General features: G+C 51.9%; 14 protein-coding genes. 7 read left to right on the top strand and 7 right to left on the bottom strand.

What is annotated here, in order from left to right; all coding sequences use genetic code 11:
• The first annotated feature begins 52 nt into the window (after positions 1–52).
• Positions 53–832, top strand: a complete 780-nt coding sequence (locus tag ACMHXE_RS12915) for an NRDE family protein (protein WP_413732442.1) — start codon at positions 53–55, stop codon at positions 830–832.
• Here ACMHXE_RS12915 and ACMHXE_RS12910 read toward each other — a convergent pair.
• Together ACMHXE_RS12910 and ACMHXE_RS12905 are read right to left on the bottom strand one after the other, a co-directional pair.
• Positions 795–1,364, bottom strand: a complete 570-nt coding sequence (locus ACMHXE_RS12910) for a DUF3365 domain-containing protein (protein ID WP_287590674.1) — start codon at positions 1,362–1,364, stop codon at positions 795–797. The two genes, ACMHXE_RS12915 and ACMHXE_RS12910, sit on opposite strands and share 38 nt — an antisense overlap.
• Before the next feature lie 62 nt (positions 1,365–1,426).
• Positions 1,427–1,852, bottom strand: coding sequence for a YybH family protein (locus ACMHXE_RS12905; RefSeq protein ID WP_101057357.1), 426 nt, complete (start codon positions 1,850–1,852; stop codon positions 1,427–1,429).
• Positions 1,853–2,236: 384 nt separating this feature from the next.
• Here ACMHXE_RS12905 and ACMHXE_RS12900 point away from each other — a divergent pair, with 384 nt between their 5' ends.
• Together ACMHXE_RS12900 and ACMHXE_RS12895 are read left to right on the top strand one after the other, a co-directional pair.
• On the top strand, positions 2,237–2,794 hold the full coding sequence (locus ACMHXE_RS12900; RefSeq protein ID WP_287590677.1) for a lysophospholipid acyltransferase family protein: 558 nt from the start codon (positions 2,237–2,239) through the stop codon (positions 2,792–2,794).
• 64 nt (positions 2,795–2,858) lie between these two features.
• Positions 2,859–3,479 (top strand): LysE family translocator, encoded by a 621-nt coding sequence (locus ACMHXE_RS12895; protein WP_101057359.1) that lies wholly within the window; start codon positions 2,859–2,861, stop codon positions 3,477–3,479.
• Positions 3,480–3,509: 30 nt separating this feature from the next.
• On the opposite strand, the gene ACMHXE_RS12890 is transcribed toward ACMHXE_RS12895, so the two are convergent.
• Entirely contained in the window at positions 3,510–4,790 is a 1,281-nt protein-coding gene (locus ACMHXE_RS12890; protein ID WP_224867258.1) for a mechanosensitive ion channel family protein, read from the bottom strand.
• 129 nt (positions 4,791–4,919) lie between these two features.
• A complete protein-coding gene (locus ACMHXE_RS12885) occupies positions 4,920–5,354 on the bottom strand; it encodes a hypothetical protein (protein WP_413732439.1) in 435 nt (144 codons plus the stop codon).
• Between the two features lie 387 nt (positions 5,355–5,741).
• Here ACMHXE_RS12885 and ACMHXE_RS12880 point away from each other — a divergent pair, with 387 nt between their 5' ends.
• Positions 5,742–6,416: a DUF3157 family protein gene (locus tag ACMHXE_RS12880; RefSeq protein WP_165565903.1), complete on the top strand. Its 675-nt coding sequence runs from the start codon at positions 5,742–5,744 to the stop codon at positions 6,414–6,416.
• 121 nt (positions 6,417–6,537) lie between these two features.
• On the opposite strand, the gene hutH is transcribed toward ACMHXE_RS12880, so the two are convergent.
• The 3 genes from hutH to hutC are packed head-to-tail and all read right to left on the bottom strand — an operon-like array spanning position 6,538 to position 10,519.
• Positions 6,538–8,079 (bottom strand): histidine ammonia-lyase, encoded by a 1,542-nt coding sequence (hutH, locus tag ACMHXE_RS12875; RefSeq protein WP_412501333.1) that lies wholly within the window; start codon positions 8,077–8,079, stop codon positions 6,538–6,540.
• A complete protein-coding gene (gene hutU / locus ACMHXE_RS12870) occupies positions 8,079–9,749 on the bottom strand; it encodes a urocanate hydratase (protein ID WP_144438547.1) in 1,671 nt (556 codons plus the stop codon). Before hutU ends, hutH begins: the two co-directional genes overlap by 1 nt.
• A 47-nt stretch (positions 9,750–9,796) precedes the next feature.
• Positions 9,797–10,519 (bottom strand): histidine utilization repressor, encoded by a 723-nt coding sequence (hutC, locus tag ACMHXE_RS12865; protein ID WP_413732437.1) that lies wholly within the window; start codon positions 10,517–10,519, stop codon positions 9,797–9,799.
• Between the two features lie 146 nt (positions 10,520–10,665).
• On the opposite strand from hutC, the gene hutI reads away from it, so the two are divergent.
• From hutI to ACMHXE_RS12850, 3 genes are all read left to right on the top strand, one after another.
• Positions 10,666–11,892, top strand: a complete 1,227-nt coding sequence (gene hutI, locus ACMHXE_RS12860) for an imidazolonepropionase (RefSeq protein WP_413732435.1) — start codon at positions 10,666–10,668, stop codon at positions 11,890–11,892.
• A 342-nt stretch (positions 11,893–12,234) separates the two neighbouring features.
• Positions 12,235–13,632, top strand: a complete 1,398-nt coding sequence (locus ACMHXE_RS12855; RefSeq protein WP_413732433.1) for an AAA family ATPase — start codon at positions 12,235–12,237, stop codon at positions 13,630–13,632.
• Positions 13,632–14,249 (top strand): hypothetical protein, encoded by a 618-nt coding sequence (locus ACMHXE_RS12850; RefSeq protein ID WP_413732431.1) that lies wholly within the window; start codon positions 13,632–13,634, stop codon positions 14,247–14,249. The genes ACMHXE_RS12855 and ACMHXE_RS12850 overlap by 1 nt, the downstream gene beginning before the upstream one ends.
• The last annotated feature ends 141 nt before the right edge of the window (positions 14,250–14,390 follow it).

Here is a 14,390-nt window from a genome sequence, read left to right as displayed (position 1 = left end):
TTGGCTAACTTGTGGGATAAGCCTAAATTTAGACCCGGCATAAGGACAGCCCATGTGCATTCTGTTTCTGGCGCTGGATCAGCATCCGGATTATCCGTTGATCCTTTGCGCCAACCGCGATGAGTTTCATCACAGGCCCACGGCTCCGGCACACTTTTGGCCACCACAGCAGCAACTGCTGGCGGGTAAGGATCTGCAGGCAGGTGGTACCTGGCTTGGCTGTAATCGCCTGGGAATGGTGGCCGGTCTCACCAATATCCGCCAGCTAATCACGCAGCCGGATGGTATGCGTAGCCGCGGAGAGTTGGTACTCAAGGCGCTCGATAGTCAAACGCCAATAGAGCCGCAATGGCTCAGTGACAACAGCGACAACTATAATCCTTTCAATCTGGTTTTCGGCCAGGGCAAGCACTTTTGGTGTTATCACAGTCCGGATAAGTCATTGCGGTGCTTGAACAAAGGCTTTCACGCCATCAGCAATGGTGCCTTGGATGATATCTGGCCCAAGATGGCCCGCGGCGAGCAGGCGTTGGAGCGATTGATTAGTCAATCGGCCAAGCCGGATATACATAAGCTGCTGGCAATAATGCGTGATGAGACTCCTGCGCCGGACACCAGCTTGCCAACCACAGGAGTCAGTCTGGAATGGGAGCGGCGCCTGTCATCCATTTATATTCGCCACCCGGAATACGGCACCCGGGCCACCAGCCTGATATTCATCTCCCGCGAAGGTCAGCTGAACTTTTACGAAGCCAGGTATGATGGCAAGGGGCGGCAACTGGGATTGGAGCAGTTCAGTTTTGCGCTGACAAACGCGGAGCCACTATGCTGATAGCGCCGCGGATCTGCCCCGGCTGATAACCTTTGGCGCTGTCATCCGGGTAGTGCTCATCCAATGCGGTTTTGACCTCGGGCGCCAATTGGCTACCGTGGCAGGTGAGGCAAAGTGGCGCTACACCCTGGGCCTTCATAAAGCGCAGCTGTGACTCAGTCTCATCAATATGACTCAAACTCTGCGGGTCTTCACCGGCTGCGGCCCGCTCATCGAATGACAACAAAACCTGTCGCTGCCAAACTTCTGGCTCGGCCTCCGGATTACGGGGTTTCAAGCTGACACGTTTTACCTGCCAACCACTCTCGGCGGAGAGTTGGTGGGCGATTTCCGGCGCCTTCTGGGAACAAACCTCGATAGCTGCCACAGGGCCACCTTCGGCCAGGGCTTGCTGCAGTTGCGGCTTGAGTGTTTGGGCAAAGCGCTTGGCCAGCGTGGCCGCTTCGGTTTTGAATTCTGCCGATGTTGGCTCTGCCGTGGCTTGATTCGCCAGCGCAAAAGCCAGCAAGGCGGTCAGTGTGGGTTTTAACATAGGGTGCTCCATTAGATTTTTTTAATGGATTGATATTAGATAAATCTAATTCCCTATGCAAGTCAGGATGAGTGATCGTGAGTGATTACCCAGTGGTCGTCTTTCTTCTCCAGCAATAGGGTAAAGACCCCGGATGGACTATCCTTTTGCCTGAGCAAGACCCAGCGACCGGCCACCAAGGCAGAATAGTTACTCAACATCTGCACATCCTTGAGCTCCAGCTTGAGCTGGCCCATTGCCGCGCGATCCGGATAGCTGCGTTTATAGGCGGCCAGCATCTTGTCCCAGCCATATTTGAACTCGCCTTTGGAGACAAACCTCAGCTTGGGATCGTGCCAGTAACCCAACATATAGGCATCGATATTTCCCTGATTCCAGGCTTGTTGCTGACGATTGATCAGCTCGGTGATTTCATCTGTCGGTACCGCTTTAGCCGGAGCGATTGCAAGTAGCAGTACAGACAGGAGTCCAAAGATTAACTTTTTCATATTCCCTCCTTGCACTCTCCCGGAACCAGGCCAGGAAACCGTGCCGACACAGGCGTTGAGCTTCTATACTGATACTAACCTATTTGGCTCTAGATAAGGAAAGATCTGGGTAAACATTGTCTTAGTAGATTGTAAGCAAATCCACCGCGCGTTTTGAACAAACTTACGCTACAGGGATTCATAGCTAATGACGACTCCTTGGCAAGATGTAGAACCCAGGCTTGCACAAACGAGATATTACTGAAATTATATTTTCCTTAAGGCCTCTGCTTGAGGAAGTGCTGCCTATGTTCAGACTCCTAAGCTAATCAAGGTTGGACTGTCGGCCCACCCCAAACACTTTTGAACTATACCTTTAATCAACTCAAGGTTTGGCAACTCTCTATGTTTAAAAAAATCTGCCAATGGCTGCTGGCTCTGTTTGGTTGGCAAATTCGCGGACAACTGCCCGATTCCCCGCAATACCTGGTGATAGTGGCGCCCCATACCAGTAACTGGGACTTTATTATCGGCGTGCTCGCCCGTGGGGCTCTGGTGGTCAAGATCCACTTTCTCGGTAAGCATCAACTCTTTATTCCACCCTGGGGCTGGTTTTTCAGGGCCATAGGCGGCAGGCCGGTAGACAGACGCAAGAACAATAATCTGGTCGATGCGGTAAGCGAGTTGTATCGTCAGGATCCCAACTTCAAGTTGGCACTGGCGCCTGAGGGCACCCGCAGCCCGGTAAAACGCTGGAAGACAGGCTTTTACCATATCGCCTCCAAGGCAGGGGTACCGATTGTGGCAGTGGGGTTGGACTTCAGCCAGAAGGCGGTGGTGATCAATCAACCCTTGATGCCGAGTGCGGACATGCAACAAGACATGGATCAGCTTATCGCCTTCTATCGTGGCATTCGTGGTCGCTTCCCCAAGGCTATTCCGGACTATTCAGCGGACAAGTGAGTCTTGTCCGGCAGGTGTCACAGGACTATAGTGACGCTTACCCGGAAACTTTGTATACAAAATTATGGATCACCAGACCTTCCTGCTGTACCTGTTTGCGATCTTACTGATAGCCATCTCCCCCGGCCCGATCGCCATGTTGTCTATCTCTCACGGGATCCATTTTGGTAAACGCCGCAGTCTGGCCACGGCCTTGGGGAGTGTCAGTGCGGCTCTGCTGTTGATGTTGGCTTCCATCGCCGGGCTGAGCGCCCTGCTGCATGCCAGCGAATACGGCTTTACCTTGCTCAAATGGTGCGGTGCCGCCTACCTTATGTATCTGGGGATTAAATTGCTGCTTACCAAGCCCCATGCGCCTGAGCAGAGTGTCGGCCCCAAGGGACACGGCCATCCTCTCAGTCTGTTTAGGCAGGCGTTTCTGGTGGGGATCAGCAATCCCAAGGATCTGCTGTTTTTCGCTGCTCTGTTTCCGCAGTTTATCGATGTGACTGCGCCGCAGGGGCCACAACTGGCGGTATTGGCTTCCACCTGGGCCTTGGTAGACTTCAGCTTTGTGATGATTTACGCCTCTATGGCCAGTGTGCTGGCCTCATGGCTTAAGCGCAGCCAACGGCTACATTGGTTGGACCGTGTCAGTGGCGGGGTGTTTGTCACCCTCGCCACTGTATTGGCCGTTAAAGATTAAGGAAGGGCTTTAAGGAAGGTGCAAATAAGCCTACGTGGGTTTATTTGCACCGGCTCCATTATCTTTTAAGCTGCGAATATCATTGCCGGTTGGGCCCTGGAAGGCACGCAGATCGAATTGTGGCAAGATGGCAAAGATATGATCGAAGATATCTGACTGAATATCTTCATAATATGCCCAGCGGGTATCATTGGTGAAGATATACAGTTCTATCGGCAGCCCTTCGGTAGTGGGCGCCAACTGCCGCACCATCAGGGTCATCTCCTTATGCACCTTGTCGTGGTGCTTGAGATACTCCAGCAGATAGGCTCTGAAAGTCCCCACATTGGTCAGCCTGCGGCCATTGACCGGCATTTCGATATCCGACACCTTGGCATTGGACTCGGTAATCTCATGGATCTTCTTCGGCAGGTACTCTTTCAACAGGTTAATCTTTTCCAGTTTCTTCCTGTCCTCTTCGGTCAGGAAACGTATGCTGTTGATATCTATGTTGACCGAGCGCTTGATTCGGCGGCCGCCGGACTCAGACATACCACGCCAGTTGCGGAAGGCATCTGATACCAGCGCATAGGCCGGGATCATGGTGATGGTTTTGTCCCAGTTGCGAACCTTGACCGTTGTCAGAGATACCTCTTCCACCGCGCCATCGGCACCGTATTTATCCATCTGGATCCAGTCACCTGTGCTGACCATGCGGTTAGCCGCTAGCTGAATACCGGCGACAAACCCCAGTATGGTGTCCTTGAACACCAACATCACCAAACCTGTGGCGACACCCAGGCCGCTGAGGAAGTAGACAGGAGACTGGTTGGCGAGCACAGAAATGGAAATAATGATGGCAACAAAGAACAGGAACAGCTTGATCAGCTGCACAAAGCTCTTCACCGGTAGACGACGGCTAATCAGCTTAACGTCAGCTACCTCGTTGACCGCATCCAATGCCGAATAGGCGGCGCGGATCAGCAAGACGACCAGCCAGATACTGAGTAGCCTATCGACCAGACCGGCCAACAGTTTATGTTCTGTCAGTGCTATGGGGATAAGCAGGTTGAGCACCAGAGCCGGCACCAGCATGGCCAGCTTTTCCAGCACTTTGTGGCGCATAAAGATATCGTCCCAGGTGACTTTGGAACGTTGAATCACCAGGTTCATCGCCCGCACCACACCGCGACGAACAATGAAATATGCCAGCCCTGCCAGCAGCAGGCAGGCGAGCACCATGAGCGAAGTGGACAAACCATCGGCTGGTTGGCTGTTGATCCCCAGCTGTGACAACCAGTGTGACAGTTCGAATCTCAAGTCTTTGTCCAAGTTATCCAAAATTAACCTCTCAGAGAAAATCACTCATCCCGACCTACAACCCAGGCCAGGTTGCAGAGTAACATACAGGTGTTAACTTTGGCTGAACAGTCGATCTCATCCTTGTTGGAAAGTGTGCGTTCAATCACCTTTCAAGGTGAGGACTATTTCGGTTCCCTGCGGCTGTTGGAAGTGTTCAAGGTGATCTATGGGAAGCCCGGAAATGGATAATTGTCTGTGATTGTACCAGTCGAGTTTCAACTCATCGTGGCGACCGGATACCACCAGCAGACCGGGGAATTGACGTCCCGATTCCAGATCGGTCAAGCTTAAGTGGCTCTGCCAGTGCCTACGTCCATGCAGACTGCAGTTGGAAAAGCTGACGTCGGCCTGCCAATCTTTATTCGGCGACCAGCTGCTGAGCAGTATCGATTCCTGACAGTGCTCACTATGATCAGGTAGTGTGCCCACCCAACCTGCCACATGGAATAGACTCCATGAGGCCAGCAACAGGTAAAAGCATCCTCCGCCAAATTGCAGAGCCTTCGACAACCAGGCCTTGGTATTCGACGGCATACCCTCTCCAAACTATCAGATAGACTAAGAGCGGGATCATATAGTGGGGTATGTTGTAAGTAAACGCTGACCAATGAGTTACAAACTCGGTGATTGTTTCATTGAATGGTGTAATTCGACGAAAAGCTGGGTGGCGGTGTCATAGAATGCTCTACCGTAGTTAAAGTATAAGAGAGCATTACTTTTGTGCTGCAACTGAACGCGGACCGGTTCTGACCCTCTTTGTCGCCAAGGCTTACACTATGCCGGGCAACATCCTCATCTGAGGTAAAGGCATCTGAATATACCGGCTTGCTGCATGCCGGGCTAAGTTTGTGTTTTTCGTCATTGCCAGCCCAGGTTAGCCCGGTTATTGTTGACGCAGGATTCAGCCAAGCGAATTTTTTCATGTCGAAACAAAATCTTTTCAAACCCGGCTTTGCCGTCAGCGCCCTGGCACTGATACTGAGCTCAAGCTTTGCCATCGCCGAGCCGGCCCAGGTGGCTGAAGTCACTCTGGAAAATGGCGCCAGAGTCATACTCAAAGATGATTTTACCTGGGAATATGTGCTCACAGAGGCGGTGATCAGCGCCGCCGAACCCGAAACTGTGACTGAAGATGTGGTGGCCGAGCTATCGAATAGCGCAGCCAATACCGGCACCCGCACTGTGGCAGTGGCGCCCAAGTCTGAGGTAAACCAAGCCGCCACGGCTGAGCAACTGACTCAGAGCGCCATGACCACTCCCGGACTGCTTGGCAAGACAGCCAGGGAAGGGGTCAGTGTTTCATTGCTGCAGACGCAGTGGCAAGGTGACAAACTGGGCCTGATCTTCGAACTCGGCAGCAACAGCAGTGAAGATATGGTCGAAGTTCTGATCAGCGTCAGCTTTTATAACGATCAGGGTCGCAAGATGAAAGAAGAGGAGCTACAGGTCTGGCGTGCCATCAAACGTATGCCGGAAACCTATCTGCGCAAGGGCCAGCAGCGGCAATCTTCGGTAATCTGGGTTGAAGGAGTCGATAAAAACCAGTGGCAGAAACAGCTGCTGAACCTAAAGATCACAGAACTGGATGCCTGGTAACACCAGCCTCTAGGCATTGTGTTAATTTGATAAACAAAGAGCGCCAACTGGCGCTCTTTGTATTTCATATGCGAACTGTTTTGCCGTCCAGATGCCAAAGGGCCTGCAGGCGCTTTGTGGTTTAGAGACTGCTTGGCAGTAGCTCCTTTGGCAGATAGGCGTTATAGCTCCCACTCGCCAGCAGCTCGGTGGCCTTGGCGATATCCGGACCGAAGTACCTGTCCTTGTCATAGAAGGCAACCCGCTCGCGCAGTTCAGCCTTGGCCTTGGCTACCGCCGGGCTTGGCTGCAGCGGCGCGCGGAAATCCAGCCCCTGAGCCGCAGCCAGCAGTTCCACAGCCAGCACGCCACGGGTGTTTTCCGCCATATCCTTGAGCCTGCGGGCAGCAAAGGTCGCCATGGAAACATGATCTTCCTGGTTGGCCGAGGTCGGCAAGCTGTCGACAGAGGCCGGATGAGCAAAGGTCTTGTTTTCACTGGCCAGTGCCGCGGCTGTCACCTGGGCAATCATAAAGCCCGAGTTAACCCCACCGTTTTCCACCAAGAATGGCGGCAGTTTGGAAAGGTTGGAGTCGATCAGCAACGCAATGCGGCGCTCACTGATGGCCCCCAGCTCGGCAATCGCCAGCGCCAGATTATCCGCCGCCATGGCCACGGGTTCGGCATGGAAGTTACCGCCTGAGATGATCTCGCCGGTATCTTCAAACACCAGCGGGTTATCTGTCACGCCGTTGGCTTCAATTTCAAGCACTTCGGCCGCTTGACGGATCTGTGTCAGGCAAGCACCCATCACCTGTGGCTGACAGCGCAGGGAGTAGGGATCCTGCACCTTTTCACAATTGGCGTGTGACTCGGCAATCTCGGAGCCGCTCCCCAACAGATGACGAAATACTGCCGCCGAGTCTATTTGGCCCTTTTGGCCGCGCACCGCATGAATTCTCGGGTCGAACGGGCTGCGACTGCCCATGGCCGCCTCGACACTCATGGCGCCGACCACAGAGCCGGCGGCAAACAGGTCCTCGGCGTGGAACAAGCCCTCCAGTGCCAGCGCCGTCGATGCCTGGGTGCCGTTGAGCAGGGCCAGGCCCTCTTTGGCAGCCAATTCAATCGGTTTCAGCCCGGCGATACTCAAGCCCTCAATGGCGGGCATGATACGCCCCTGATAACGCACTTCGCCCTCGCCGATGATCGGCAGACACATGTGCGACAGCGGCGCCAAGTCGCCCGAGGCCCCCACTGAGCCCTTCTCGGGTACGCAAGGGTAGACACCGGCATTGACCAGGGCGATCAGGAAGTTGATCACCTCGAGACGGATCCCGGAAAACCCGCGGGACAGTGAGTTGATCTTCAACACCATCATCAGCCGCACGGTTTCATCGCGCATCAATTGGCCAGTACCGGCGGCGTGGGACAACACGATAGAGCGCTGCAACAGTTCCAGATCCGCCGGGGCAATCTTGGTGTTGGCCAACAGGCCAAAGCCGGTGTTGATGCCGTAAACCGTGCGGCCCTCATCCAATACTTTTTGCACCACGGCGGCGCTGCTGTTGATGGCCGCCAGCGATTCCGGGTGCAATTGCAGCTGGGTTGGCGCGCGGCTGATGCTGCGCAGTTCAGACAGGGTCAGGCTTCCCGGTGTCAGAGTGATTTGAGTGGTCATCATCAGTCCTCCAACATAGGTAGATCCAGGCCCTGCTCTTTGGCGCAGCGCTTGGCAATCTCATAGCCGGCATCGGCGTGACGCATCACGCCCGTGGCCGGATCGTTCCACAATACCCGGGATACCCGCTTGGCGGCGGCTTCGCTGCCGTCACAGAGGATCACCACCCCAGAGTGCTGACTGAAGCCCATGCCGACACCCCCACCATGGTGCAGCGACACCCAGGTGGCGCCACCGGCAGTATTGAGCAGCGCATTGAGCAGTGGCCAGTCGGAGACGGCATCCGAGCCGTCGAGCATGGATTCGGTTTCCCGGTTGGGACTGGCCACAGAGCCGGAATCCAGGTGATCCCTGCCTATGACCACAGGCGCCGACAGCTCGCCGTTTTTCACCATTTCGTTGAAGGCCAGCGCCAGACGGGCGCGGTCTTTGAGGCCAACCCAGCAAATACGGGCCGGCAGCCCCTGGAAGGCGATACGTTCACGGGCCATATCCAGCCAGTTGTGCAGGTGTGGGTCGTCCGGGATCAGCTCTTTCACCTTCTGATCTGTCTTGTAGATATCCTCAGGGTCACCACTGAGCGCCGCCCAGCGGAACGGGCCAATGCCTTCACAGAACAGCGGCCTGATATAGGCGGGAACAAAACCGGGGAAATCGAAGGCGTTGGCCACGCCTTCGTCAAACGCCATCTGGCGGATGTTATTGCCATAGTCCAGGGTCGCGGCGCCACGGCTTTGCAGCGCCAACATGGCCTGAACCTGCACCGCCATGGAAGCCTTGGCGGCCTTGACCACAGCGGCCTCGTCTTTGAGGCGCATCTCCTTGGCCTGCTCCAGCGTCCAGCCCTGAGGCAGATAGCCATTCAGCGGATCGTGCGCCGAAGTTTGGTCTGTCACTACATCCGGAGTAATGCCGCGCTCAACCAGCTCACTGAAGATATCGGCGGCATTGCCCAGCAAACCCACGGAAACCGGCTTGCCCTCGGCCTTGGCGGCTTCCAGCATCGCCAGAGCTTCGTCCAGGCTATGGGCCTTCTTGTCCAGATAACGGGTACGCAGACGAAAATCGATTCGGGTCTCATCCACTTCACAGGCCAGCACAGAGAAACCGGCCATGGTACCGGCCAGAGGCTGGGCACCGCCCATGCCGCCCAGGCCACCGGTCAGGATCCAGCGGCCCTTGGCTTCACCGTCGAAATGCTGCTTGGCCACGGCCACAAAGGTTTCATAAGTGCCCTGGACTATGCCTTGGGTGCCTATGTAGATCCAGGAGCCGGCGGTCATCTGGCCGTACATAGCCAACCCTTGCTTGTCCAACTCGTTGAAGTGTTCCCAATTGGCCCAGTGGGGTACCAGGTTGGAGTTGGCGATCAGCACCCTGGGGGCATCGCTGTGGGTCTTGAATACTCCCACCGGCTTGCCGGATTGCACCAGCAAGGTTTCATCCTCTTCCAGACGCTTGAGCACCTCGACGATTTTGTCGAAACACTGCCAATCGCGGGCGGCGCGGCCTATGCCGCCGTAAACCACCAGATCCTCGGGGCGCTCGGCCACATCCGGATGCAGGTTGTTCATCAGCATTCTGAGCGGCGCCTCGGTCTGCCAGCTCTTGCAGTTCAGAGTGGTGCCGGTCGGCGCAATAATTTTGCGCGCCGGATCATGTCTCTTATCCATAAACTTCCATTCCTCTGTTGCTTGTCTTGTGGTTTATTTTGTTGTTTTTATTTAGCTTTATGTTCGCCTCTGAAGGTCAGATGTCCTCCGAGACGGAAGCGGCTGCCGGGATGGATCAGCCGGGCAAAACTCACCACCCCCTGGCGTGACCAGGTGCGGCGCAGTATCTGTAAACAAGGCTCGCTGGCGGGAATCGCCAAGCGGGCGCGTATCTGTTCATTGGCGACTATCGCCTCTATGGTATGGCGTGCCTCGGTCAAAGGCGCCACCTGCGACAGATATTCATGAGGGGTCTGCAAATTGAAATCCTGCTGCAGATAGTCGGGGATTAACTGAGGGTTTACGAAGCGCTCCTCGAACTGTAGCGGCAGCCCCTCTTCGCAGTGCACCAGCACCGAGTAAAACACCCGGCTGCCGGTCTCCAGCCCCAGGGCGATGGCGATAGGCGCCAGGGCCTCTATGGCGGTCAGCTCCAGCACCTGCACGCTGTAACCATGGCCGCGGGCCTTGATCTCATCGGCGATATTACGGATAGACAACATGGATGACTGCGACTTGAATTCGGCCACAAAGGTACCCAGCCCCTGACTGCGCTCCAGCACGCCGTTGTCCACCAGCTCGGTCAAGGCCCTTCTGGCCGTCATCCGGCTGCACTCAAACAGCTCTGCCAGTTGGTTTTCGGAAGGCACCCTGGAGTGCTCCACCCATTCGCCTGACTCAATGCGGTCTGAGATGTACTGTTTAATGCGGGCGAACTTGGCTGTGCTCATCGAATCGACTCTATGTTGGTTTCAATCTGCTGAAAAACTCGGCTATAATCCTAGCTTGTATATACAAGTAAATACAAGTTAGCTCACAAAATCACGGCGGTTGCCGCCACCGCGACCAGCTTTAAGGCAAACAACAAGGAGCAAGCATGTCCTGGGATCAGGTTTGGATAGATATCAATATTGCCACTATGGACCCTTCTTTATCAGAGGCTTATGGCGCCATCACCGACGCAGCCCTGGCAGTAAAAGATGGCAAAATAGCCTGGATTGGCAAGCGCAGCGACCTGCCTGCCTTCGACGTGCTGGCAACTCCGGTTTACAAAGGCAAAGGCGGCTGGCTGACCCCCGGGTTGATAGATGCCCATACCCATCTGGTGTTTGCCGGTAACCGCGCCAACGAGTTCGAGCTGCGTCTCAAGGGCGCCAGCTATGAAGAAATCGCCCGTGCCGGTGGCGGCATTATCAGCACGGTCAAGGCCTGCCGTGAGGCCAGCGAGGCCGAACTGTTCGACGAGGCTCGTCGCCGCCTCAACGCCCTGGCCAAAGAAGGGGTTACTACGGTGGAGATAAAGTCGGGCTACGGGCTGGAAACCGCCACCGAACTCAAGTTGCTCAGGGTCGCCCGCGAGCTGGGCAAACACCACCATGTGGATGTGATCACCACCTTCCTGGGCGCCCACGCCTTCCCGGCCGAATATCAAGGCCGGGAGCAGGAATATGTGCAACTGGTAATCGAGGAGATGCTGCCTCAGATATTGGCGGAAGATCTCGCCGATGCCGTCGATGTGTTTTGTGAAAATATCGCCTTCGACCTGCAGCAGACAGAAGCCATTCTCAGCGCCGCCAAGGCCAAAGGGCTGGATATCAAGCTGCATGCCGAGCAGCTCTCCAACATGGGCGGCTCAATACTGGCCGCCCGTCTGGGGGCCAAGTCTGTGGATCATATCGAGTATCTGGATGAAGCCGGGGTCAAGGCCCTGGCCGAGAGCGGCACCTGCGCCACCCTGTTGCCCGGCGCCTTTTACTTCCTGCGGGAAACCCGGATGCCACCGATAGCCTTGCTGCGTCAATATCAGGTGCCCATGGTGCTGGCCAGCGACTTCAACCCGGGGACTTCCCCCATCTGCTCAACCCTGTTGATGCTCAACCTGGGCTGCACCCTATTCCGCCTGACGCCGGAAGAGGCCTTGGCCGGTGTCACCCGCAACGCCGCCCGCGCTCTGGGTCGTGAACAGCGCATAGGCATGCTGCGCCAGGGAATGGATGCCGACTTCTGCCTGTGGCGGATCTCAACCCCAGCGGAACTCGCCTACAGCTACGGCGTGAATCCGTTGGTGGATGTCATCAAGGGGGGCAAACTTATTCATCAATAAAGAATTTCAATGCTTGGCTTTTGGGCCAAGCTAAACTCTGGGATTTTATCCTCACCCGAATAAAATCCCAGAATAAACTATGACTCCTGTTAGATAGTCTATCTAAATCCAAGTTATTACTTGTAAATTATATCACTACTGTATTCTACTGATTTTGAATAGCTAAGTGTTACTTACTAGATAAAGGTGGTGATCGCGCCTATCCTTTTCGTCTAAGTATGCAGCCATTCTCACTAGCAGTACTCTTTTCTAAATCATTACTTATTTTCAACTTAAAATTTGAATAGTATCAACAATGTAGATACTATGTGTTTAACGCTTACTTTCTCTTGGATGCAGAACATGTTAACTAGACTAGAAGTCGATGGATTTAAGAACTTACTAAACTTTACTTTAGATTTTGGACCGGTTACCTGTATCGCCGGACTGAATGGTGTAGGTAAATCCAATATATTTGATGCAATTAAACTCCTATCACTACTTACTAACAATGATATACATAGTGCTGCATCTTTAGTTAGAGAAAACCAAGAGTTTGGAGATATTAATGATATTTTTTTTACAGATGGTGAAGATCGGCATGACCGCATAAAAATTGCCGCAGAGATGATTGTCCCTGAAGATGTCACTGATGACTTTGGAAGAAAGGCAAGTGTTAAATCAACATATTTAAGATACGAAATAGAATTAAGGCTTGGTATTGACGAGTATGGAAACAACAAAATTGAAATAATTCATGAATATTTAAAACATATTCTAAAAAATGATGCTACTGAAAAATTGAAGTTCCCACTATCTGCTAGTAAATTCAGAGATAAGGTGGTGGTTAATAGACGAAAAGGAACAGCATTTATAAGTACTAATACTGCAGATGATGGTATAGTTGAAATTCATATCCACCAGGATGGGGGATCTAGTGGTCAAACGAAAAAAATTCCTGCTAGACTAGCACCAAGAAGTGTAATAGCCAATACTAACTCTATTGAGTTACCAACCATTCTGGCTGCAAAGAGAGAAATGGAATCTTGGATGTTTATTGCATTAGAACCTTCATCCATGCGACGATCCAACTCATTCAGGGATCCTAGAAAGATCAGTTCTAATGGTGACTATTTAGCTTCTACACTCCACAAAATTTTCAAGAAAGATAGTTCTGCTTTAGATCGAATCATCAGAAAGATGAATAACATAACAAAAGTTAGTGATATTAAAATTGATGAAGATTTAAAGAGGGATATATTTACTCTACAGGTTAAAGAGCAATCAGGAGCATTTATCCCTGCAAGAGGGTTATCTGATGGAACATTACGATTTCTTACCTTAAGTATTATTTCAGAGGATGCTGAATTTACTGGACTATTATGCTTTGAAGAACCAGAAAATGGTATTCACCCAGCCAAACTTAGCGCAATGTTAGAATTACTAAGAGAGATCTCTGTTGACAGCGATGATGAAGTATCAGAAGTAAACCCATTAAGGCAAATGGTAATAGCTACACATTCACCAATAATGGTACAACTCCAAGACATAAATGACTTAGTTTTAGCTGATGTAGTAAAAGTAAAAGGTCCATTTGGCAGGCCTGCAAATACAATAAGGTGTAAACCAATATTCAAGAGCTGGAGATCTAACAAGCTAGATGCTGGATGCAGCACTGTCAGTATATCTAGCATAATGACATATCTAAAGGTTCCTGAAGGTGCTCAGATTAGTATGGATATATTCTGGGGTGAAGAATAATGAAGATTAACTTTCTATACATATGTGAAGGCTCTTCAGATTCATCACTAATAGATCATATTAAAAGTACATTAATTGAATGTGGTGCTGACGAGGCCGATGGAGAGTGCCCCGACTTCTCAATATTTCCAAAACCTGTTGGGAGAGATGTCAAGATTAAAGTCGATGCAGCTTTAAAATACAGGCCTGGCGCAAATTGCATATTCATTCATAGGGATGCAGATAATGCTGGTGTTGATGTTAGGAAAGAAGAAATACTTAATGCAACAAAGCATATTAACAAAAATATCAAGGTAGTTCCTATCATTCCAATAAAAATGTTAGAGTCTTGGTTGTTAGTTAGTGAAAGAAGCATTCGAATAGCTGCAGAAAATAGAAACGGAAATATGAAATTAAACTTACCAAAACCTAGTAATATTGAAAGACTTTCAGATCCTAAAGGTTATTTAAAAAAAGTCTTAACCGAAGCATCTGGATTAACAGGAAAGAGACTTAAAAAATTTAGTTTTGAAAAAGCACGGCATTACCTAGTTCAAAATATTGACTTTAATGGCGAGATTAAAAATCTTGGTTCACACAAAGATTTCCTAAACTCTGTAAACAAACTGTTTTTATAGTAAATGAAAGTTTAAAAACCCTATATATCACTATTGTTGTCCATAAACATACAGGACATCCTAAACACTTTCTGAGCTGCAAGGAAGCTCGTTGCAGGGGGCAGTCTCTGATAAATAACGACGTATTTTTGGATGAGACGC

Origin of the sequence: Shewanella sp. BJSY2023SW007, from assembly GCF_047314525.1 — a bacterium.
In the GTDB taxonomy this organism is placed as follows: Bacteria; Pseudomonadota; Gammaproteobacteria; order Enterobacterales; family Shewanellaceae; genus Shewanella; species Shewanella chilikensis.
Note: the sequence above shows the minus strand (reverse complement) of the source record. Positions and strands in the feature narration are given on the sequence as shown.